General features: G+C 31.0%; 17 protein-coding genes, 2 tRNA genes and 1 riboswitch. Of the genes, 18 read left to right on the top strand and 1 reads right to left on the bottom strand.

Translation table 11 applies throughout. The features are described from left to right. Positions 1 to 25: 25 nt before the first annotated feature. The 11 genes from rpsP (at position 26) to Q0V67_RS03575 (ending at position 13,196) form a co-directional block, all read left to right on the top strand. On the top strand, positions 26 to 289 hold the full coding sequence (rpsP, locus tag Q0V67_RS03525; RefSeq protein ID WP_297597113.1) for a 30S ribosomal protein S16: 264 nt from the start codon (positions 26 to 28) through the stop codon (positions 287 to 289). Positions 290 to 405: 116 nt separating this feature from the next. Further along, on the top strand, positions 406 to 2,571 hold the full coding sequence (locus Q0V67_RS03530) for a Tex family protein (RefSeq protein ID WP_297597115.1): 2,166 nt from the start codon (positions 406 to 408) through the stop codon (positions 2,569 to 2,571). A gap of 3 nt (positions 2,572 to 2,574) precedes the next feature. Beyond that, positions 2,575 to 4,914: a sensor histidine kinase gene (locus Q0V67_RS03535; RefSeq protein WP_297597117.1), complete on the top strand. Its 2,340-nt coding sequence runs from the start codon at positions 2,575 to 2,577 to the stop codon at positions 4,912 to 4,914. Next, the gene (ileS, locus tag Q0V67_RS03540; protein WP_297597119.1) at positions 4,914 to 7,709 is read left to right on the top strand and encodes an isoleucine--tRNA ligase; all 2,796 of its coding nucleotides are present in this window, start codon (positions 4,914 to 4,916) and stop codon (positions 7,707 to 7,709) included. The genes Q0V67_RS03535 and ileS overlap by 1 nt, the downstream gene beginning before the upstream one ends. Positions 7,710 to 7,728: 19 nt before the next feature. Next, entirely contained in the window at positions 7,729 to 8,187 is a 459-nt protein-coding gene (lspA, locus tag Q0V67_RS03545; RefSeq protein ID WP_297597120.1) for a signal peptidase II, read from the top strand. An 11-nt stretch (positions 8,188 to 8,198) separates the two neighbouring features. Further along, positions 8,199 to 9,071 carry a glycine--tRNA ligase subunit alpha gene (glyQ, locus tag Q0V67_RS03550; RefSeq protein ID WP_297597122.1) on the top strand — a complete coding sequence of 291 codons (873 nt, stop codon included), beginning with the start codon at positions 8,199 to 8,201 and terminating at the stop codon, positions 9,069 to 9,071. A 25-nt stretch (positions 9,072 to 9,096) separates the two neighbouring features. After that, a complete protein-coding gene (gene glyS / locus Q0V67_RS03555) occupies positions 9,097 to 11,172 on the top strand; it encodes a glycine--tRNA ligase subunit beta (RefSeq protein ID WP_297597125.1) in 2,076 nt (691 codons plus the stop codon). Between the two features lie 51 nt (positions 11,173 to 11,223). Further along, positions 11,224 to 11,310, top strand: a riboswitch (SAM riboswitch). Between the two features lie 76 nt (positions 11,311 to 11,386). Next, complete coding sequence (gene metK, locus Q0V67_RS03560; RefSeq protein ID WP_297597126.1) at positions 11,387 to 12,541, top strand: methionine adenosyltransferase; 1,155 nt, start codon at positions 11,387 to 11,389, stop codon at positions 12,539 to 12,541. Positions 12,542 to 12,623: 82 nt separating this feature from the next. Next, on the top strand, positions 12,624 to 12,980 hold the full coding sequence (locus Q0V67_RS03565) for an arsenate reductase family protein (RefSeq protein WP_297597127.1): 357 nt from the start codon (positions 12,624 to 12,626) through the stop codon (positions 12,978 to 12,980). A gap of 62 nt (positions 12,981 to 13,042) precedes the next feature. Continuing rightward, a tRNA-Glu gene (locus tag Q0V67_RS03570) sits at positions 13,043 to 13,117 on the top strand. A gap of 3 nt (positions 13,118 to 13,120) precedes the next feature. Continuing rightward, positions 13,121 to 13,196: transfer RNA gene (locus Q0V67_RS03575), tRNA-Val, on the top strand. A 98-nt stretch (positions 13,197 to 13,294) separates the two neighbouring features. Here Q0V67_RS03575 and Q0V67_RS03580 read toward each other — a convergent pair. Next, on the bottom strand, positions 13,295 to 13,801 hold the full coding sequence (locus Q0V67_RS03580) for an OmpH family outer membrane protein (protein ID WP_297597129.1): 507 nt from the start codon (positions 13,799 to 13,801) through the stop codon (positions 13,295 to 13,297). A 96-nt stretch (positions 13,802 to 13,897) separates the two neighbouring features. Here Q0V67_RS03580 and Q0V67_RS03585 point away from each other — a divergent pair, with 96 nt between their 5' ends. The 7 genes from Q0V67_RS03585 to Q0V67_RS03615 are packed head-to-tail and all read left to right on the top strand — an operon-like array spanning position 13,898 to position 22,239. Next, complete coding sequence (locus tag Q0V67_RS03585) at positions 13,898 to 16,009, top strand: penicillin-binding transpeptidase domain-containing protein (RefSeq protein WP_297597132.1); 2,112 nt, start codon at positions 13,898 to 13,900, stop codon at positions 16,007 to 16,009. Positions 16,010 to 16,017: 8 nt separating this feature from the next. Further along, a complete protein-coding gene (gene priA / locus Q0V67_RS03590; protein ID WP_297597135.1) occupies positions 16,018 to 18,300 on the top strand; it encodes a primosomal protein N' in 2,283 nt (760 codons plus the stop codon). 43 nt (positions 18,301 to 18,343) lie between these two features. Beyond that, positions 18,344 to 18,847 carry a peptide deformylase gene (def, locus tag Q0V67_RS03595; protein ID WP_297597137.1) on the top strand — a complete coding sequence of 168 codons (504 nt, stop codon included), beginning with the start codon at positions 18,344 to 18,346 and terminating at the stop codon, positions 18,845 to 18,847. A gap of 17 nt (positions 18,848 to 18,864) precedes the next feature. After that, positions 18,865 to 19,134 (top strand): septum formation initiator family protein, encoded by a 270-nt coding sequence (locus tag Q0V67_RS03600; protein WP_297597139.1) that lies wholly within the window; start codon positions 18,865 to 18,867, stop codon positions 19,132 to 19,134. A gap of 8 nt (positions 19,135 to 19,142) precedes the next feature. Continuing rightward, a complete protein-coding gene (gene glpX / locus Q0V67_RS03605; protein WP_297597141.1) occupies positions 19,143 to 20,168 on the top strand; it encodes a class II fructose-bisphosphatase in 1,026 nt (341 codons plus the stop codon). Positions 20,169 to 20,223: 55 nt separating this feature from the next. Further along, positions 20,224 to 20,718 carry a hypothetical protein gene (locus Q0V67_RS03610; RefSeq protein ID WP_297597143.1) on the top strand — a complete coding sequence of 165 codons (495 nt, stop codon included), beginning with the start codon at positions 20,224 to 20,226 and terminating at the stop codon, positions 20,716 to 20,718. A gap of 9 nt (positions 20,719 to 20,727) precedes the next feature. Then, positions 20,728 to 22,239 (top strand): family 10 glycosylhydrolase, encoded by a 1,512-nt coding sequence (locus Q0V67_RS03615; protein ID WP_297597145.1) that lies wholly within the window; start codon positions 20,728 to 20,730, stop codon positions 22,237 to 22,239. Positions 22,240 to 22,365: the final 126 nt, after the last annotated feature.

Below are 22,365 nucleotides of genomic sequence, written 5' to 3' on the forward strand. Positions count from 1 at the left end.
ATATATAAAGGAGAAGTGATTTTAAATGTTAAAATTAAGATTAACTAGAATGGGAAGCAAGAAGAGACCTGTATACAGAATAGCAGCTATGGAAGCTTTATCAAGAAGAGATGGAAAAGCGGTAGCTTACTTAGGAAACTACTTTCCATTAGAAGATGGAAAAGTAACTCTTAAAGAAGAGGAAATTGTGAAATTCCTTATGAACGGAGCACAACCTACAAGAACAGTAAAGTCTTTATTAGACAAATCTGGAGTTTGGGCAAAGTTCGAAGCTGCAAAGAAAAACTAGTTGCATAAAGAATTGGGTGCCTAATAAAGGCACCTTTTTTTCTGTTTGTGTTAGACAATGATTATTAAAATATGGTATAATACAAGGTAAATTCGATTACGAAAAGGAGATAGAATATGGATATGCTCTTTAAAAGAATTGCTAAAGAAATGGGTGTTAGAGTAGAACAAGTATCAAATACGATAAAACTCTTAGATGAGGGTTCAACAGTACCATTTATAGCAAGATACAGAAAAGAAGTTACTGAAAATTTAGATGAAACAAACATTTTAAAAATATCAGAGATGATAAATTATTTGAGAAATTTAGAGATTAGAAAAGAAGAGGTTATCAGGTTAATAGGGGAGCAAGATAAATTAACTGAAGAGCTTCAAAAACAAATTTTAGCTGCTGAAAAACTTCAAGTGGTTGAAGATTTATATTTTCCATACAAAAAGAAAAGAAAAACAAAAGCTGATGTGGCTAAGGAACAGGGATTAGAGCCATTAGCTGAAAAAATTTATCAATTGAAGAGTATAGATGAGTTAGAAAAAGAGGCAGAAAATTTTTTAACCGAAGAGGTAGAAAATATTGGAAAAGCTTTAGAAGGAGCAAGATTAATAGTTGCTCAAAACTTATCAGAAACTCCAGAGTATAGAGAAAGAATAAGAGAAGAGATGCTAAAAAAAGCTTCGATTCAGTCTAAAAAAAGTAAAAAAGCGGAAGAGTTGGACCAGAAGTTAATATATAAAGATTATTATGAATATATAGAGCCAATATCAAAAGCGCTTTCTCATAGAATTTTAGCTTTAAATAGAGGAGAAAATGAAGGGATATTATTAGTCTCATTAATTTTTCAAGAGTTAGATAGAGAAAATATTGAAAGATATCTTTTGAAGGAATTTAATAATAAAGAGCTTAAGGCAATACATGCTGAAATTATTAAAGACTCTTTAGACCGATTGATTTTACCTTCTATTGAAAGAGAAGTTAGAAATATTTTGACAGAAAAATCTGAGGATGAAGCTATAGTGATTTTTAAAGAGAATTTAAAAAATCTATTGATGCAGCCACCTCTAGATGAAAAAAATATACTCGCTTTGGATCCTGGATATAGAACAGGTTGTAAAGTTGCAGTTATAGATAAAAATGGATTTTTTAGAGAAAATACAGTTTTTTATCTAGTGAAAGCTATGCATCACGAGAATCAATTGAAGGATGCAGAAAAAAAGATGGTTGATTTAATAGAAAGATATTCTGTGGATATAGTTGTTATTGGGAATGGAACAGCATCTAGAGAGACGGAAAGCTTTGTAGCTGATGTGTTAAAAAAAGTAAAAAAAGATGTGAAATATATTATTGGTAATGAAGCAGGAGCTTCAATCTATTCAGCATCTAAAATAGCGGTGGAGGAGTTTCCAGAGTTAGATGTAACTGTAAGAGGAGCTATCTCTATTGGAAGAAGAATCCAAGACCCACTTGCTGAGTTGGTAAAAATAGATCCTAAATCGATTGGTGTTGGAATGTATCAACATGATGTGAATCAAAAAAGATTGGATCAATCTTTAGCTGAGGTAATAGAACTTGTTGTAAATAGTGTTGGAGTAAATCTTAACACAGCTTCTTGGGCATTACTCTCTTATGTATCAGGGATTAAAAAGACTGTCGCAAAGAATATTGTAGAATACAGAAAAGAGAATGGGAATTTTAAAAATAGAAAAGAACTTTTAAAAATTAAAGGTTTAGGTGCAAAAGCATATGAGCAAATGGCTGGATTTTTGATAATATTGGATGGAGAAAACACATTGGATAATACAACAATTCATCCGGAGTCTTATAAAATAGCTGAACAAGTTTTAAAATCAGTAGGACTTTCTTTAAAAAGTTATGAACATGATTTGAAAGGCTCAAAAGACATTTTGAAAAGTTTTAATCCAGATAAATTTTCTTATGAAAATGGATTCGGAACTGAAACAGTTAAAGATATCTATGAATCTTTAATAAAGGAGAGGCGTGATCCAAGAGAAAGTATTCAAAAGCCTCTTTTAAAATCAGATATATTAAATATAGAAAATCTTCAGCCAGGAATGGAATTGGAGGGGACAGTAAGAAATGTTATTAAGTTTGGAGCTTTTATAGATATAGGCTTAAAAAATGACGCTTTACTTCATATTTCTGAAATTTCAGATAAATTTATTGATGATCCTAGTAAGGTACTTTCTGTTGGACAGATAATAAAAGTAAAAATAAAGGATATCGATAAAGAGAGGGAAAGAGTAGGACTAACTAAAAAGGGGCTTTAGAGGATGAGAATAAGAAAGGATTCATTGTTAGTAAAAATAATTTTTTACAATGATATAGCAATATTTTTGACCTCAATTTTAATTGCAATGGTTGTGATAATAACCTCTTTTCAAGATATGGAACAAAGAATAGAAGATACTACAAGAAATAAGCTTAATTTATTAATAGGGAACTATAAATCGTATTTTGGTGAGATTAGAAATGACGTTTATAAAGAGATAGGCAAACACAGAATTAGTGATGGAAATCAAAAAGTAGCCGAAACGTTAAAATATAATCTATTAAAAGATGATTTCAAAAACTATTATAATGCTGTAGTTAGTATTCTCTCTTCAGATGGACTTCTTTTAGGTGAATATGGAAATGAAGGAGATTTAGGGACATTAACGGGAGAAAATATTCATATACTTTTAGAAAATGCTAAGAAAAAAGAGTTTGAACAAACGGGGTATTACTTGGCAGATATTAAAGGTAGAATATACTCTAGAATTGTAATACCGTATGGTAACGAGAGTACCACATATTATGTGGTGGTGTCTACTCCTATAAATGAAGATTTTTTAAAATCTTTAAAAGAGGGACTGGATTTGACATCAAAAGATAAAATTTTATTTTTATTAAATAACTCAGCAGAAAAAGAGATACATGCTAAAAGTTTTTTTTCACCTAAAACATACAAAGAGATAAGTAAGAAAGATTATAGAAATTATTATTTGAACAAAAAAATTGGAGGATTATCATATTATTTAGGAGTTTATAATTTAATAGGTTATAATGATAATTATTTGGGAAGTTTTATCATAGCTTTATCAAAAGAAAAAGTTACTGAAGAAAAATTGATGACATCAATATATATTGGGATTTTAGTTCTTTTTATAATGATTTTAAGCTCAACAATTTCAAATAAAGTTTTTAGAAAACTACTACTACCTCTTAGTGAGATCGCTGATTTAGCTGATCAGATTTCCAATGGAGAAAAAGTTGATGAGATAAAAATAGCAGGTCAAGGAGAGGTGAGGACTTTACTGGTATCTTTTAAAGAGATGGTAGAAAAACTTAATATAGCTCAAGAGGATCTGACAATTCAAAATAAAGAGTTAGTAAGAAACATTGAAAGAATTGAAGCAATCGACAAACTTTTAATGGGAATAAATATAGAAAAAGATACGCTTGAAACAATAAAAAAATTAGTTTCAGGATTCACATCAGAAGTTGGGTTGGGTTACAGTCGAGCGATGTACTTTAGATATAGTCGTGAAAATGATTATCTAATAGGAGAGGAAATTTCTATAAATAGAACTTTAAGTGAAGATAGTAAAAAAGGATTTAAATTTCAAGTTAAAAATTTAAAAGAGTTAGTGCTATTTACAAAAGTCCCGATAAATGACGAGAATCTTTTAGCGAGATCTTTTAAAGAACAAAAGATTATATATAAAAATGATACAGGGTATAAATATGATTTAGGAAATGATCTTTTAAAAGCGATAGGACTTAAAAACTTTTTTATTTTTCCAATACATGGAGCAGGTAAGTTTTCAGGGGTTATTGTTGTAGATAATTATACGAAAGATATAAGAATAAATCAAGAAGAGTTGGAGCTTTTAAATTTGTTAGCTATAAACTTTTCAATAGGAATAAATAATAAAGAAACAACAGTGGATACTCTAGAAAGTCAAAGGGTTTTAACAATTGAAAAATTAGCTACAAGATTTTTAAGAATTAGAGGAGAAGTTGTTGAAAAATTATTAAAATGTATAGATTCTGAAAATCCGGGTGAAAGAATAATTGATGAGTTATCTGAAATAAAACCGTATTTAATTAGGATAAAAGAGGATAATGAGTCACTAAAAATTTATTCTGAGCAAAAAGATGGGAAGAAAGAAAGACTTTGTTTAGATAAACTTATTAACGAAATAATAGAAAGCCATAAGAAGAAATTTAGAGGTGAAAATATATCAATTTCATTTTTTAGTGCTACTAATGGAACGATTATAGGCGATAAGGAAAAATTTGAAAAGGTTGTAAATGAACTCTTAGAGAACTCGTACAACGCTCTTTTAAAAAGAAGTCACAACCGAAGAATAAATGTGATTCTTTCTAAGAGAAAGATCAATGAAAAAATTGAATTAAAAATAATTGATAATGGAATAGGGATGTCGGCTAAGCAGTTAGAAGATATATACGAACCATTTATCAGCTATCAACCTCAAACTTTAGGATTAGGTTTATTTTTTATCCATAAAATTATAAAGGATCATGGAGGAGTAATAAAACATTTTTCTGAAGAGGGGAAAAGTACAGAAGTAAAAATAACTTTAAATGCATATAAGGAGGAAGTCTAATGGAAGAAAGAGATTATGGGAAAACGTTGAACCTTCCGAAAACAAGTTTCCAGATGAGAGCAAACTTACCAACGAAGGAACCAAACATTTTAAAAAAATGGAATGATGAGAAAATTTATGAAAGAGGCCTAGAAAAGGGGGACAAGACATTTGTGCTTCATGATGGACCACCATACGCAAACGGTGGGATACATATAGGCCATGCTTTAAATAAAATTTTAAAGGATATTATTTTAAAGTATAAGAGATTATCAGGGTATAAAGTTCCGTACATTCCTGGATGGGATACTCATGGATTACCAATTGAATTAAAAGTAAGTGAAGAGTTAGGATCGAAAATGAAGGAGATGTCAGCGCTTGAAATAAGAGAAAAGTGTGCGGCATATGCTAAAAAATGGGTACAAGTTCAAAAAGAAGGATTCCAAAGATTGGGAATTTTAGGTGAGTGGGATAATCCATACTTAACACTAAATCCAGAGTATGAGGCAAAACAATTAGAGGTATTTGGAGAGCTTTATGAAAATGGGTACGTATTTAAAGGTCTAAAGCCAATTTACTGGTCACCAGTAACAGAAACAGCTCTTGCTGAAGCGGAGATAGAATATAAAAATCACATATCTCCTTCAATATATGTAAGAATGGAAGCTAATAAAGATATAATGGATAAGTTAGGAATGACGGAAACACTATATCTAGTTATTTGGACAACAACTCCTTGGACACTTCCAGCAAATACTGGTATATGTTTAAATGGTGAATTTGAATATGGAGTTTATTCAACAGAAAAAGGGAATTTAATATTAGCTAAAGTTTTAGCAGACAAAGCATTTGCAGATATGGGTATTGAAAATGTTGAGTTGATAAAAGAGTTTGTAGGGTCAGATTTAGAAAATTTAACTTACAAACATCCATTCTTAGATAGAACTGGAAGAGTAGTTTTAGGAACTCATGTAACTGCAGAGGCAGGAACTGGAGTGGTTCATACAGCTCCTGGACATGGTCAAGATGACTATGTTGTTGGAGTGAGATACGGTCTTCCAATAGTTTCGCCAGTAAACAACAAGGGAGTTTTAACAGAGGAAGCAGGGCAATTTGCAGGTTTATTTTATAAGAAGGCAAATAAAGTTATTGCTGAACATCTAAAAGAAACAGGACATCTATTAAGTTATAAAGAGTTTGAGCACTCTTATCCACATGATTGGAGATCAAAAACTCCAGTTATATTCAGAGCGACTGAGCAGTGGTTTATAAGATGTGAAGGTTCTGATTTAAGAGAAAAAGCTTTAAAATCATTAGATGATGTTAAGTTTGTTCCAGAGTGGGGAAAAAATAGAATAGGATCTATGTTAGAGACAAGACCTGACTGGTGTATCTCAAGACAAAGAACATGGGGTGTACCAATTCCAGTGTTCTATAATGAAGTGACAGGAAAAGAGATATTTGAAAGAGAAATTTTAAATAAAGTTATTGAAAGAGTTAAAGAAGAGGGCTCTGGAGCTTGGGTTAAATACTCAGCGGAAGAGTTAATCGGAGAGGAACTTTTAGAAAAATATAACTTAAAAGGATTAGAGTTAAGAAAAGAAACAAATATAATGGATGTATGGTTTGATTCAGGGGTTTCTCATAGATCAGTTCTTGAAACAAGAGAAGGACTTCATAGACCAGCAGATCTGTATCTAGAAGGTTCGGATCAGCACAGAGGATGGTTCCAAACATCATTGTTAACATCTATTGGATCTACAGGAGATGCACCTTTTAAAATGCTATTAACACATGGATTCGTAAATGATGGAGAGGGAAAAAAGATGTCAAAATCTGTTGGGAACGTTGTAGCCCCTCAAGATATAATAAAAGTTTACGGAGCAGATATTTTAAGACTTTGGTGTGCGTCGGTTGATTATAGCGAAGATGTAAAAATATCAGACAACATATTAAAGCAAATGGCAGAAGCTTATAGAAGAGTAAGAAATACAGCTAGATATATTTTAGGAAATTCTTCTGATTTCAATCCAGCAACAGATGCTGTAGCTTATGAAGATCTAATGGAAATTGACAAATGGGCATTAAATAAGTTAGAGAGACTAAAAAGAACAGTGACTGAGTCATATGAAAAATATGAGTTCTATAATCTTTTCCAAGAAATACATTATTTTGCAGGAATAGATATGTCTGCATTCTATTTAGATATAATTAAAGATAGATTATACGCTGAAAAAGCTGATTCAAAAGAAAGAAGAGCAGCTCAAACAGTGATGTCAGAAATCTTAGTGACATTAACAAAAATGGTAACACCTATTCTATCATTTACAGCTGAAGAGATTTGGGATACATTACCAGAAAGCTTAAAAGATTCAGAATCAGTTCTTTTAACAGATTGGTATGAGAATAATGATGAATATTTAAGAAATGACTTAGATACTAAGTGGGAAGAGATTGGAAAAATCAGAAAAGAGATAAATAAAGTTCTAGAGCTAGCAAGACAAGGGGAGAACAAAATAATTGGTAACTCTTTAGATGCTAAAGTAATTTTAAATACAAATGATGAAACACTTAATAAATTCTTAGTAGAGAATAGAAATCTTTTAGAAGAGGCCTTTATAGTATCACAACTAGAGGTTGTTCAATCAAAAGATGAAACATTTATTAAAGGTGAAGAACAAGAAGCTTTATATATAAAAGTAGAACATGCAGATGGAGAAAAGTGTGAAAGATGTTGGAAATATTCAACTGAATTAGGAAGTAATGAAGAACATCCAACAGTTTGTCCTAGATGTACATCGGCACTTATTGATTAATTATATGGAGAGGTGAACTGTGTTATACGTAGCAATGATAATTATATTGGTATTTCTAGATCAACTTTCAAAATATAAGGTAGATAATTGGTTGGTAGAAGGAGAAACTTACCCATTAATTGGGGAGTTTTTCCATCTAACATATGTAAAAAATAGAGGGATTGCTTTTGGAATGTTTCAAGGTAAGCTAGATATTATATCTATTTTAACTATAGCGGTCATTATAGGAGTTGCCATATATTTTTATAAAAACAGAAAGATATTATCTTCTTTAGAAAAATTAGGATACTCATTCATATTAGGTGGTGCGGTAGGAAATATTATAGATAGAGTTTATAGAGGGTTCGTTATAGATATGATTGATTTTAGAGGAATTTGGATCTTTGTATTTAATTTAGCGGATGTTTGGATCAATATAGGAGTTATTCTGATAATACTAGATAGTTTATTGGATAGTAAAAGGAAAAAGAAAAATTAGGAGGAAGTAAAATGACATTTCAAGAGATGATATTTGCTCTTCAACAGTATTGGAGTTCAAAAGGGTGTATCATTGGAAACCCATACGATATAGAGACAGGAGCAGGAACATTTAATCCAAATACATTTTTGATGTCTTTAGGACCAGAGCCATGGAATGTAGCTTATGTAGAGCCTTCAAGAAGACCAAAAGATGGAAGATATGGAGAAAATCCAAATAGAGTTTATCAACACCACCAGTTTCAGGTAATAATGAAACCGTCACCAGACAATATACAAGAGCTATATCTTGAGTCTTTAAGAGTTTTAGGAATAGATCCTTTAAAGCATGATATACGTTTTGTTGAAGATGATTGGGAATCACCAACGTTAGGAGCTTGGGGATTAGGATGGGAAGTATGGTTAGATGGAATGGAAGTGACTCAATTTACATATTTCCAACAAGTTGGAGGATTAGAACTGGAAGTTATTCCTGTGGAAATAACTTATGGATTAGAAAGATTGGCTCTTTATATTCAAAACAAAGAGAACGTTTATGATTTAGAGTGGGCTCCAGGAATAAAATATGGAGATATGAGATACCAGTATGAATATGAAAATTCAAAATATTCTTTTGAAGTAGCAGATTTAGAAAGCCATTTTAGATGGTTTGATGACTATGAAAAGGAAGCGGACAGGGCTTTAAATGAAAATTTGGTTATGCCAGCTTATGATTATGTTTTAAAATGTTCTCACGTATTCAACGTTCTTGACTCAAGAGGGGCAATTTCTACAACAGAGAGAATGGCATATATCTTAAGAGTTAGAAACCTAGCAAAAAGATGTGCAGAAGTATTTGTACAAAACAGAAAAGAACTAGGATATCCTTTGCTAAAAAAGAAGTAAAGGGAAGAAAGAGGAGGAATAGAAAGTGAGATTACTTTTTGAAATAGGGATGGAAGAACTGCCTGCAAGATTCCTTGTTCAAACTCTAAAAGAGATGAAGGGAAATTTAGAAGGTAAGTTAGAAAATAAAAGACTAAAATTTGAAGAAATAAAAACTTTTGGAACGCCAAGAAGACTAGTTATTCTAGTTGAAGGATTGTCAGAAACACAAGAGGATTTAGATATATTAAACATGGGACCTGCAAAGCAAGTAGCTTTTGGAGAAAATGGAGAAATTTCTAGAGCAGGATTAGGTTTTGCCAAATCACAAGGTGTTGAAGCTACGGATTTAGAATTAATAGAAACTCCAAAAGGAGAGTATATAGCTGTAAGAAAATTCTTAAAAGGCGAGAAAACAAAAACTCTTTTATCCGATCTTTTAAAAGAGTTAGTTTTAGAAATAAATTTCCAAAGATCAATGAAATGGGGAGAGAAAAAATTAAGATTTGCTAGACCTATCCAATGGTTTCTAGCTCTTGTTGATTCAGAAGTTGTGAACTTTGAAATTGAAGGAATTAAAAGTGGAAAATCATCTAGAGGACATAGATTCTTTGGATCAAACTTTGAAGTTAATTCAATAGATGAGTACTTTGAAAAAATAAAAGAAAATAATGTGATAATAGGGATTGAAGATAGAAAAACATTGATAAAAAAACTTATTGAGGAAAAATGTCAGGAGCCAAATGAAAGAGTTTTAGTGGATGAAGAGTTACTAAATGAGGTAGCAAATCTTGTTGAATACCCTTATCCAATAGTTGGAAGCTTTAACTCTGATTTCTTAGAGGTTCCTCAAGATGTTTTAATAATATCAATGCAAGTTCATCAAAGATACTTTCCTATATTAGATATGGATGGGAAATTACTACCTAAGTTTGTTGTAATAAGAAATGGAGTGGAAGATTCTGACGATGTTAGAAAGGGAAATGAAAAAGTTCTATCAGCAAGATTAGCAGATGCAAGATTTTTCTATCATGAAGACTTAAAAAAACCATTAGTTGAAAATGTTGAAAAATTAAAACAGGTTGTATTCCAAAAAGATCTAGGAACTATATATAATAAGATTGAAAGAGCTCAAAAAGTTGCTGAATATCTTGTGGATGAGATTGGAATGAATACAAGAAAAGAAACAGTACTAAGAACATTGCTTCTAGCTAAAGCGGATTTAGTATCTAATATGATTGGAGAGAAGGAATTTACTAAACTTCAAGGATTTATGGGTGCGGATTATGCTTTAAAATCTGGAGAGTCAGAATTAGTTGTAAAAGGAATAGAGGAGCACTACTATCCAAGATATCAAGGGGATATTCTTCCTAAAGGTATAGAAGGAATTGTAGCGGGGATTTGTGATAGATTAGATACTCTTTGCGGATGTTTTGGAGTTGGAATTATTCCAAGTGGTTCAAAAGACCCGTTTGCATTAAGAAGAGCAGCTTTAGGAATTGTAAATATTATTTTGGATTCAGAATTAAACATTTCAATAAAATCATTGGTTGAAAAATCTTTGCAAACTTTAGAAGAATCTGGAGTGTTAAAAAGACCAAAGGCTGAAGTTGTAGTTGAAATTATGGAATTCTTTAAACAAAGAGCACTAAATGTATTTACAGAGATGGGATATTCAAAAGATATCGTTTCAGCTGTAGTAGATAAGAATTATGATAATTTAGTGGATACACTTCTTAGAATAAAAGCGGTGGATGAGTTTACAAAGATGGACAGTTTTAATAATTTAGTTTCTTTAATGAAAAGAGTTGGAAATATCTCTAAAGGATTTACAGGAGTTATAATAAATCCAAACTTATTAAAAGAAGAGGTTGAAAAAGATTTATTTAAAAAATCTCAAGAAGTATCTAAAGATGTTGAACTTAAATTAGCGGAAAAAGATTATATAGGATATCTAAATGTGATTTTATCAACAGAAGATATAATAAATAGATATTTTGAAACTATAATGGTTATGGATAAAGATGAAGAGATTAAAAATAATAGATTATCTCAACTTAATTACATAGCAACAATCTTTAATAAGATGGTTAATTTAACACTTATTGAAGAGAAAAAATAAAAAAGATTGACATAATACTATTAAAATAGTATTATGTGAATATAAAAAAACAAATCATCAAGAGAGACTGAGGGACTGGCCCTATGAAGTTTCAGCAACCTACCGTATGGTGTGGTGCTAACTCCAGAAAGATGACTAATAAAGAGCATTTAGCCTTTTATCTTTCTGGATAAAAGGCTTTTTTTATCTCTTTTGATGGTACCAGGAGGAAAAAATGAAAAATTTAACTTACTTTACTTCAGAGTGTGTGTCACCAGGACATCCAGATAAAATAGCAGATCAGATATCTGACGCGGTACTGGATGCTTGTATAAAAAATGATCCCACAGCTAGAGTTGCTTGTGAGGTATTTTGTACAACAGGCCAAGTGGTTGTAGGTGGAGAGATCACAACAACAACATATATAGATATTCAAGATATTGTAAGAAATAAAATAGATGAAATTGGATATAAACAAGGGATGGGATTTGATTCTGATTGTGGTGTCTTAAATGCGATTCATTCTCAATCTCCAGATATAGCTATGGGTGTTGACGTTGGTGGAGCAGGAGATCAAGGGATTATGTTTGGTGGAGCAGTTAAAGAAACACCTGAATTAATGCCATTAGCATTAGTTTTAGCAAGAGAGATAATTGTAAAACTTACAAAAATGACAAGAAGCAAAGAACTGGCATGGGCTAGACCAGACGCAAAGTCACAAGTGACACTTGCATACACTCCAGAAGGAAAGGTTGTTGGAGTAGATACAGTTGTTGTTTCAGTTCAACATAATCCAGATGTAACTCAAGAGCAGATCCATAATGATGTTAAAGAGTTAGTTATAAAACCTGTTTTAGAAACTTATGGATTAAACCCAGAAGATGTTAAGAATTATCATATAAATCCAACTGGAAGATTTGTTATAGGTGGACCGCATGGAGATACAGGATTGACAGGTAGAAAGATAATTGTAGATACTTATGGAGGATTTTTCAGACATGGTGGAGGAGCTTTTTCGGGAAAAGATCCATCTAAAGTTGATAGATCAGCTGCTTATGCAGCAAGATGGGTTGCAAAAAATATTGTGGCGGCAGATTTAGCTGATAAATGTGAAGTACAACTCTCTTATGCTATTGGTGTTGTGGAGCCAACTTCAGTAAAAGTTGAAACTTTTGGAACAGGAAAAGTTGATGAAATAAAGCTAGCGGAAGCAGTTCAAAATATATTTGATCTAACACCAAGAGGTATTGAAAGGGATTTAGAGCTGAGAAGTGGGAACTTTAATTATCAGGATTTAGCAGCTTTTGGGCATATAGGTAGAACAGATTTAGATTTACCATGGGAAAGATTAAATAAAGTAGAAGAGTTGAAAGAATTCTTTAAAAGATAGTACACAAAAGAGGAGGAGTTTTCTTCCTTTTTTTGTATTTAAATGGTAAGCTATAAAAATATAAGAAAAGGAGTGATCTGATATGAAATATTTATTTTTGAACTATCCAAAATGCTCAACATGTGTAAAAGCAAAAAAATGGCTAGAGGAGAATGGAGTTGAATTTGAATCTAGACATATAGTTGAAAATAATCCTACAAAAGAGGAGTTAAAAGAGTATTTGAAAAGGAGCGGACAGCCTATAAAAAAATTCTTTAATACAAGTGGAATCCTTTATAGAGAGATGAATTTAAAAGAAAAAGTTGCTCAAAACAATGAAAATGAACTTTTAGAGATTTTATCTACCAACGGAATGCTTATAAAAAGACCTCTATTAATTGGGGATAATAAAATTTTTATTGGATTTAAAGAAAAAGAGTGGGAAGTTTTAAAAAAATAAGATTGCTTTATATTGGAAAATATGGTACTATAATTAAGTAGCGATAACATAAAATGTTAGCTGCCCCGTTCGTTCAACGGTTAGGACAATAGATTTTCACTCTATAAACAGGGGTTCGATTCCCCTACGGGGTACCATTTGGAAGCATAGCTCAGTTGGGAGAGCACCTGCCTTACAAGCAGGGGGTCACTGGTTCAAGTCCAGTTGTTTCCACCATATAGAAATTTTAAAGCACAGTGATGTGCTTTTTTTATTATTATACTCTGTAGAGAGTTACAGAAAATAAAAAGGGGAGCCATCTTGTGCTCCCCTTTTTACATCTGCTTTTTTAAAAGATTAGTCGTATCCAACTTATATGAATCTTTATTGTTTAAAAAATTGACAACATCTTCAGTTAAATCTACACCGCCATAAACAGTGGCACTTTTTTCAATAACCATCTCTAAATTCTTTTGTTTTCCTATTAAAATAGCAACAGAATCAATTTCAAATTTAATATCGTATATGAAATTTTGTTGTTCTAGTTCAAAATCTTTTTCGGAAGCACCTATTTTGTCTTGGAATTGTTTTTTTAAATCTAAAAGAGTGGTTTTATCAGCTTCAGTGATGTTTTTTTTGGATTTGATTAGTTTTTCTTTTTCTAATAATTCTTGTCTGAGTTGTTCAATTTCATTGTTTAAGCTTATTCTTTTGCTTTCAAGTTTCTCTTCCATTTCAAAACGTTTGTTGTATTGGTTGAATATGTACTCAGAATCAATCACTCCGATATTAATAGCAAATATCGAAGTGGACATGAAAAATAATAGAAATAAAACTTTCATATATTTACCCCTTTTTGTGGAATTTTATTCTTATTATACATTATTTTAAGAATATTTGATATAATATTTAAAAGAAATTAAAAAGAAGGTGGAGATTTGAATAAAAAATTAAAAATATTTTTATTGGTAATACAATTACTTGGGGTAGGGATTTCTTTGTACTTTAAAATTTTCTTACTGACAGTAGCTTTAGTTCTTATTTTGACATTTAATTTATATATTTTTTTTAAATGGAAAAAAATAAAGATGAAGAATAATTTTATATTGAGAACTTTTGTATGTTCAGATATAATTTTATTTTGTTTTTTTATTTTGATGTTTAGAATGATACAAATTCAGTTGTTTGATTCGAAGAATTATAAAGAAGCAATTAAAAGTCAAACAAATATAGTTAAAAATGAAGGTGGGGAAAGAGGTAATATATATGATAACAAAGGGAAAGGGTTAGCATATAGCATAAACATGTATGAGTTAAGTGTGGATCCTAAAAGATTTGTGGAGTCAGAAAAAGGGGATGAAGCTTTAAAAGAGTTGATTAATAAAAAATATATCAAGGGAAATTATAGAGCTCTTTTAAAAAATATAAATAGATTGGGAGAGCAAAAAAGGAGATATAAGAGATTAAATAGGAATATTGATGATGTAGAAAAAAAAGAAGTAGAGGAGATTCTAGAAAAGTATGGAATAAAAGGAAAAAACATTATTTTTTTAGAGATGAGAAAAGAACGACGTTATTATAAGTCGGACATTTATTTTTTCTTGGTTGGAAATATAGGATTTAAAAATGGAACAGAAAAAGAGGGTGTATTTGGAATAGAATATCTGTATGAAAACTATTTAAAAGGTGAAAAGACATCAAAAATAATATCTGGTATTAGAAGTTTAGGTGTTGGTCTTCCAGCATCGGAGGCTAGAACAAAAGTGAATTTAAATGGAATGGATTTACATCTAACTATAGATAACGATTTACAATATATTTTGAACGATGAGGTTGAAAAACAATATAAAAAAACGAATGCAGAAGAAGCATATGCAATAATGATGGATCCTACAACGGGGAAAATACTAGCAACATCATTTTTTAGAAAAAATAAAAAAAATGTGGCTAATCCAATATTTCAATCTCAAATAGAACCGGGATCAGTTTTTAAACCGTTAGTTATTGCGGCAGCATTGAATGAAAAGAAGATATCGAAAAATACAAATTTTGATATTGGAAATGGGACAATAAAAAAATATAATCATACAATAAGAGAAAGTAGTAGAAAAGTAAAAGGCATTTTAAGTACCGAGGATGTTTTGAAAAAATCAAGTAATGTGGGTATGGTTTTAATTGGAGACAGATTTACAAATGAAGAATTTGACAATGTTTTAACAAGTTTTGGTCTGTATGAAAAAACGGATGTCGATTATCCTTATGAAAAAACAGCAAGACATATTTTGCCTAAAAATTGGCATGGATTAAAAAAGAGTACGATGTCTTTTGGACAGGGTATTGCAATAACACCTCTTCAGATGATAACAGCATTTTCAGCAGTAATAAATGGTGGTATTTTATATCAGCCATATTTGGTTGAGAAAATAACTGATCGAGATGGGTTAGTTATTCGTAGAAATCTTCCCATTGAAAAGAGAAGAGTTATAAATCCAAATGTTTCAAAACAAATGAGAGAGATGATGGAGTTGGCAGTTTTAGAAGGGACTGTTGTGAAAGCACAGGTAGAAGGGTATAGAGTTGGTGGAAAAACAGGGACAGCTCAATATAGTGAGAATGGAAGATATGTTAAAAATGAATATTTAGCATCAGTAGTTGGCTTTTTCCCAGTTGAAAAACCTCAATATACTGTCATGGTGGTATTTTTTAAACCTCAAGGGGATGCATGGTATGATAAATCTGGTGGAACAGCTGCGGCTCCAGTATTGGGAGAAATAGTGAAAAGGGTTACTAAGTTAAAGAATATATACTCTCAAAGTATTGAAAATATAAAAGTGCAAGGGAAAAAGCAGAGCTTTAGGAATTTGGAGAATCAAGAAGAGGTTTTAATTATGCCGGATTTAAAAGGGATGAGTGCACGAGAAGTTATTGAAATTTTTAAAGGGAGCAATATAGAATTAGAAATTTTAGGAGTTGGAGTTGTACAGGAGCAATTTCCAGAACCTAAGAAAGAGATATTGGATACGAAAAAAATAAAAATAAAATTAAACTAGGAGAAGTTATGAGATATTATAGTATCTATATAGAGAAGACTAGGGACTTTTATACTTATGCCAGTGATGATGAGAATCTAAAAATAGGGGATAGAGTTTTAGTTTCTTTTAGAAATAAAGAGAGAGTCGGATTGGTTTTGAAGGAGGAGAAAGAACAGGAGTATCTATTTAAAGTTTTAAAAATAAAAAGAGTTTTACATGAGGAACTCTCATTTTCAAGTTTTTTTATAGAACTTTTATTGTGGATAAAGGAGTATTATCTTTCGTCTTTTGATCAAGTTTTTTCAACAGCTGTGCCATCTGGGATAAAAATAAAGTATGAAGATATATATAGGGTTGTTAAAGTGGAGACTTTATTTAATTTAAATCAGGTGTTAGATTATTTTTTTTCCAAGATAAAGGTGAGAAAAAAAACTTTAGTAGATCGATTTGGAAAGGATGAATTTTCATTATTTTTAGAAAAAGGCTATTTGAAAGATTTGGATGGTTGGTATTGCTTAGATGAAGATTTGGATTGTGACAGAGAGGATTTGAAAAAATATTTTGAGCTTAGAAAAGAGGTGGGAAGGCAGACCTTAGAGAAAAAATTTGACAAAAAAGAACTAGATAAAATGGTAAAAAATGGAGAGCTAATCTTTGAAAGAAGAATAAAAAGTTTCGATGACGAAAATCTGAAGAAGTGTTGTGGAACAGAGGAAATCAGTGAGGATACAAAATTAAATTCAGAACAACAAAGGGTAAAAGAAGGAATAGAGAAGTCGAATAAAAAGCACTTTTTAATAAGAGGGGTTACAGGTTCTGGGAAAACTGAAATATATATTCAACTGATAAAAAGAGCTCTAGAGAGAGGTGGAGGATCTATATTTTTAGTTCCAGAAATATCATTGACACCTCAGATGATTCTAAGGTTTAAAAAAGAGTTTGGAGAGAGAGTTGCAATACTACACAGTAGACTTAGTCAAAACGACAGAGCCAAGGAATGGTATAGTATATATACTGGAGATAAACGAGTAGTTTTAGGTGTTAGATCAGCCATTTTTGCCCCAGTTAAAAATTTAGAATATATTGTTATAGATGAAGAGCATGAAAATAGTTATAAGCAAGATAGTAATCCAAGATATAATGCAAAATATGTTGGAATAAAGAGGGCTGAGCTTGAGAATGCTAAAGTTATTTTAGGATCAGCAACTCCGTCTATCGAAAGTTATTATTATGCCAAAAAAGGTATATTTCAATTGTATGAAATAGAGAGTAGATATAAAAATGCAAAACTTCCAGAAATAGAGATTGTCGATATGAAAAAAGAGGAGGATCAATTTTTTAGTGAACAATTATTAATAGAAATAAGAGATGCACTTTTAAAGAAAGAGCAGATAATATTACTTCTTAATAGAAAAGGTTATTCTACTCTGATTCAATGTGAAGAATGTGGCCATATGGAAGAGTGTGAACATTGTTCAATAAAATTAAATTATTACTCAAGTAGTGGAAGTTTAAAATGTAATTATTGTGGTATATCCAAAAAATTTACAGGTCACTGTTCAAAGTGTGGAAGTGATAAACTTTCATTTAGTGGTAGAGGGGTTGAAAGGGTTGAGGAGGAGTTACGAAAAAGATTTCCAGTAAATATAATAAGAGTTGATGGAGAAGTTGCTAAAGAGAAAGATTTTTATGAAAATATGTATAATGATTTTTTGTCAGGAAAGTACGATATTATGATAGGGACACAGATGATTTCAAGAGGACTTCACTTTCCGAATGTGACCGTAGTTGGAGTTATAAATGCGGATACAATAATGAGTATTCCGGATTTTAGATCAGGTGAGAGAACATATCAAATGATTACTCAAGTTGCTGGGAGAGCAGGAAGAGGAGAGAAAAATGGAAAGGTGATAATTCAAACATATCAACCTGAAAACTATGTGATTGAAAAAATTCAAGAAAATAGTTATAAAAATTTTTATGAAAAAGAAATTGAAAAAAGAGAGATACTTTTTTATCCGCCATTTTCAAAAGTTATAAATATAGGAATATCTTCCGAAAAAGAGGTGGGTTTAGAAGAGTATTGCTACGTTGTTTTGAAAGCTATCGAAGATGAGAACATAGAGATTTATGGACCTATGAGATCTCTTGTCTATAAGGTTAAAGGAAGATATAGGTGCAATATTTTTATAAAGGGAAGCAGAAAAGCTATCAATGAATATAAAGTGGGATTGGAAGAAAAAATAAAAAAAATAGAAAGCAAAAATTATAGAATAGTTGTAGATGTAGACCCAATTAATCTAATATGATATAATATACATTGAGAAAAAAGAGAGTTGGAGGAGAAATAAAATGGTTTATGAAATTAAAATATATGGAAACGAGTCGTTAAGAACGCTGGCAGAGCCGGTTGTAGAGATAGATGCAGAAATACTTCAAATATTAGAGGATATGGTAGAAACTATGCATGAGGCCAATGGAGTAGGGCTAGCTGCCCCACAAGTTGGAATAAATAAAAGGTTATTTGTTATAGATATAGGAGATGGAATAATTAGGAAAGTGATAAATCCAGAAATTATTGAACTTTCAGATGTAATAGAAAGCAATGAAGAGGGATGTTTGAGTGTTCCTGGAATATATAAACCAGTTAAAAGATCTGTGCATATAAAGATAAAGTATACGAATGAAAATGGAAAAGAGGTTGTTGAAGAAGCGGATGATCTTTTAGGAAGAGCTTTTCAGCATGAGTATGATCATCTTGAAGCAATCTTATTTATAGATAAGATATCTCCAGTAGCAAAAAGAATGGTAACGAAAAAATTACAATTATTAAAAAAAGAGTCAACTAAAATATAGCGGTTTAAGGGGGGATTATGAAAAAAATTCTTTGGATACTTCCTTTAACTATACATTTTGCATTTTTAGGACAAAATATATTTAGATCTTTTGTAAAAATAGATAAATTAAAGGTAGAAGAGCAGCTTAAGATTAAACAAAAAAAAGATATAGAAGAAATTATTGCTAAATATGATATTATGATAGAAGATATAAACAATCCTTTTTATAGAGAACAAATTGCTAGGAATCAACTCCAAATGGTATTACCTGGAGAAAAAATTTATAGATTAATTGAAACGAATTAGGAGGAAAAATGAAAAGAGAGTTAGCTTTAGAATTTGCTAGGGTAACAGAGGCAGCAGCTTTAGCAGCCTACAAATGGGTTGGAAGGGGAGATAAGGAAGCAGCAGACCAAGCAGCAGTAGATGCCATGAGAACTATGCTTAACGGTATAAAAATACAAGGTGAGATAGTTATCGGTGAGGGTGAGATTGATGAGGCACCTATGCTTTTTATAGGGGAAAAAGTTGGATTGGAATCTGTAGATAAGGAAAAATTTGCAAAAGTTGACATTGCTGTAGACCCTGTTGAAGGAACAAGAATGACAGCTCAAGGACAGGCTAATGCTATAGCAGTTTTAGCGGTTGGAAATAAAGGAAGTTTTTTAAAAGCTCCAGATATGTATATGGAAAAACTTATAGTTGGCCCAGATGCAAAGGGAGTTATTGATTTAAATAAACCTCTTATGGAGAATATAGATAACATTTGTAAAGCGTTAAAAAAACCTTTAAATGAATTAACAATAGTAATCTTAGATAAGCCAAGACATAAGACGATTATAAAGGATTTACAGGCGTTAGATGTAAAAGTCTATGCTCTTCCTGATGGGGATGTAGCAGGCTCTATATTGACATCTGTTGTGGATTCAGATGTAGATGTTTTATATGGTATCGGTGGAGCACCTGAAGGAGTAATATCCGCAGCAGTAATAAAAGCTTTGGGTGGAGATATGCAGGCTAGATTGAAATTAAGAAGTGAAGTGAAAGGTGTCTCTTTAGAAAATGATAAGATTTCAACATATGAAAAAACGAGATGTGAAGAGATGGGACTAAATGTTGGAGATGTATTAAAACTTGATGATCTTGTAAAAGATGATGAAGTTATATTTTCTGCGACTGGAATAACAAGTGGAGATTTGTTAGAAGGAGTTAAAAGAAAAGGAAATATTGCAAGAACTCAAACTCTTGTAATCAGAGGAAAAAGTAAAACAGTTAGATATATTAACGCTGTTCATAATTTAGATTATAAAGCTGAGAATATAATCGATTTGTTAAAATAATTAAATAGAAAAGTAGAGATTCTTCTCTACTTTTCTATTTAAATGAGGAGGTAAAATGTTTTTTTTTGATGATTTTATAAAAAAGATAGAAAAGACAAAAGTAGATTATAAGCCGTTGAGAAAATACGGACTAGAGATGAAAAAGAAAATTGTATGGTTAGGGACGGGACTACCATTAATTCTGATAGGAATACTGCAAGGATACATGGGATATTTAAAAGACTTTAGCATCCCGTATATTGCAATTTCAGGATTGCTATTGTTTTTAGGAATCAAGCATTTAAAAAATTTGTTCAGTTATAAAATTATAGTAGATTTGGAGCATAGAAAAATAATTGGCGAAGGATTAGATCTGTCGCTTGATAGCGTTGAAAGTTGTACTTTAAAAGAATCTGTAGTAGGAAAAGGAAATAGATTACAAGTTGTCATTAGAATTTTAACTGATGATAAAAGAGAGATAATTATTCCTTTGATTATGAATAAAAAAATAGAGTTTATTTGTATTTTAAGAGATGAGTTAAAAGGTAAGTTTAAAATAATAAAGGGATAGGTGGAAAAATTGAAAAAAATATATATATTATTTTTTTCTTTTTTATTTTGTTTTACTTCTCTTTTAGGAAAAACTTTGGAAAGAGAATTTAGAGGTGTTTGGATAGCTACTGTTGATAATATAAACTGGCCGTCAAAACCTGGACTATCTATAGAGGATCAAAAAAAAGAATATATAGAGATAGTGGACAAAATAAAAGAGTTGAATATGAATGCTATTATAATGCAAGTTAGACCTACAGCTGACAGATTTTATGCAAAGTCATCAAAAGAACCGTGGTCAAAATATATAACAGGAGAGAATGGTAAAAATCCAGGGTATGATCCTTTGGAATTTTTTATAGAGGAAGCTCACAAAAGGAATTTAGAATTTCATGCGTGGTTTAATCCATATAGGATAACTTTGAAAAAAGGGGAAGAGATTCCAAGAGAACATATAGCTAAAAAAAATTCAGATTGGGTTATAGAGTATGATAAAAAATTTTATTATGATCCTGGAAATCCAGCAGCTAGAGAGTTTACAGAAGATGTTATAATTGATGTTGTAAAAAATTATGATATAGATGGAGTTCACATGGATGACTATTTTTACCCATATCCTGTTTTAGATAAAAATAGAAAAGTAGTTCCATTTGGAGATTCAAAGAGCTATAAGAAATATGGAAAAGGGCTCAAAGTGGATGATTGGAGACGAAAAAATACGGACACCTTTGTAAAAGAGCTTTCAGAAAAAATTAAATTAGCTAAACCATATGTTAAATTTGGAATAAGTCCTTTCGGAGTTTGGAGAAATGACGACAAAGACCCCACAGGATCAAAAACAAGAGCGGGAGCTGAAAACTATGATACTTTGTATGCTGATACAAGAACTTGGATAAAAAATGAATGGATTGATTACATAGTTCCGCAAATATATTGGGATTTTAATTTAAAAGTAGCTCAATATGATATTTTAGTGCACTGGTGGATAAATGAGGTAAAAGATAGCAATGTAAACCTTTATGTAGGGCATGCAGCGTATAAAATGGGTGGAACAAAAGCTTGGAAAAATGAGAATGAATTAATAGATCAGATTAGATTTAATAGAGAAACAACTAAAGTTCAAGGAAGTGTATTTTTTGGATTTGATAAAATACAAAATAATACATTAAATATCCAAAATAATTTATTAAAAAAAGTTTATTCTAATATGGTACTGCCTTCAACAACACCATGGATAGATACAATTCCACCAAAAGCAGTAACAGAACTCTCGGGAAAAAAAGTGGAGGATGGAGTTTTGATAAGTTGGAATGATTTTTCTAAAAACTATACAGACTACTATGCTATATATAGATCTAAAAATAAAAATTTTTCAGTATATGATAGTAAAAATTTAATAGCGACTGTAAAGAAAAAATATGGTATGGAATATCTTGATAAAGAGATAAAAAAAGGCGATACATATTACTATAAAGTATCACCAATAGACAAAGTTCATAATCAAGGAAAAGCAGTTCAAGAATTGGTTGTAAATTTTTAAAAAAAAAATACAAAACAAAAAAAACTTTGTTGACAAAGTTTGAAAGTTGTGATACTATATCTTTGTAAGTGATGCGGGAGTAGCTCAGTTGGTAGAGCGTCAGCCTTCCAAGCTGAATGTCGCGAG

Source organism: uncultured Cetobacterium sp., from assembly GCF_947072685.1.
Classification (GTDB): domain Bacteria; phylum Fusobacteriota; class Fusobacteriia; order Fusobacteriales; family Fusobacteriaceae; genus Cetobacterium_A.

Bases quoted from the DNA above. Each gene is read 5' to 3' on its own strand.
- Q0V67_RS03600 (WP_297597139.1), top strand. From the start codon at position 18,865: ATGAAAAAAATTCTTTGGATACTTCCTTTAACTATACATTTTGCATTT.
- priA (WP_297597135.1), top strand. From the start codon at position 16,018: ATGAGATATTATAGTATCTATATAGAGAAGACTAGGGACTTTTATACT.
- Q0V67_RS03530 (WP_297597115.1), top strand. From the start codon at position 406: ATGGATATGCTCTTTAAAAGAATTGCTAAAGAAATGGGTGTTAGAGTA.
- Q0V67_RS03535 (WP_297597117.1), top strand. From the start codon at position 2,575: ATGAGAATAAGAAAGGATTCATTGTTAGTAAAAATAATTTTTTACAAT.
- ileS (WP_297597119.1), top strand. From the start codon at position 4,914: ATGGAAGAAAGAGATTATGGGAAAACGTTGAACCTTCCGAAAACAAGT.
- glpX (WP_297597141.1), top strand. From the start codon at position 19,143: ATGAAAAGAGAGTTAGCTTTAGAATTTGCTAGGGTAACAGAGGCAGCA.
- def (WP_297597137.1), top strand. From the start codon at position 18,344: ATGGTTTATGAAATTAAAATATATGGAAACGAGTCGTTAAGAACGCTG.
- glyQ (WP_297597122.1), top strand. From the start codon at position 8,199: ATGACATTTCAAGAGATGATATTTGCTCTTCAACAGTATTGGAGTTCA.
- Q0V67_RS03610 (WP_297597143.1), top strand. From the start codon at position 20,224: ATGTTTTTTTTTGATGATTTTATAAAAAAGATAGAAAAGACAAAAGTA.
- rpsP (WP_297597113.1), top strand. From the start codon at position 26: ATGTTAAAATTAAGATTAACTAGAATGGGAAGCAAGAAGAGACCTGTA.
- Q0V67_RS03580 (WP_297597129.1), bottom strand. From the start codon at position 13,801: ATGAAAGTTTTATTTCTATTATTTTTCATGTCCACTTCGATATTTGCT.
- Q0V67_RS03565 (WP_297597127.1), top strand. From the start codon at position 12,624: ATGAAATATTTATTTTTGAACTATCCAAAATGCTCAACATGTGTAAAA.
- metK (WP_297597126.1), top strand. From the start codon at position 11,387: ATGAAAAATTTAACTTACTTTACTTCAGAGTGTGTGTCACCAGGACAT.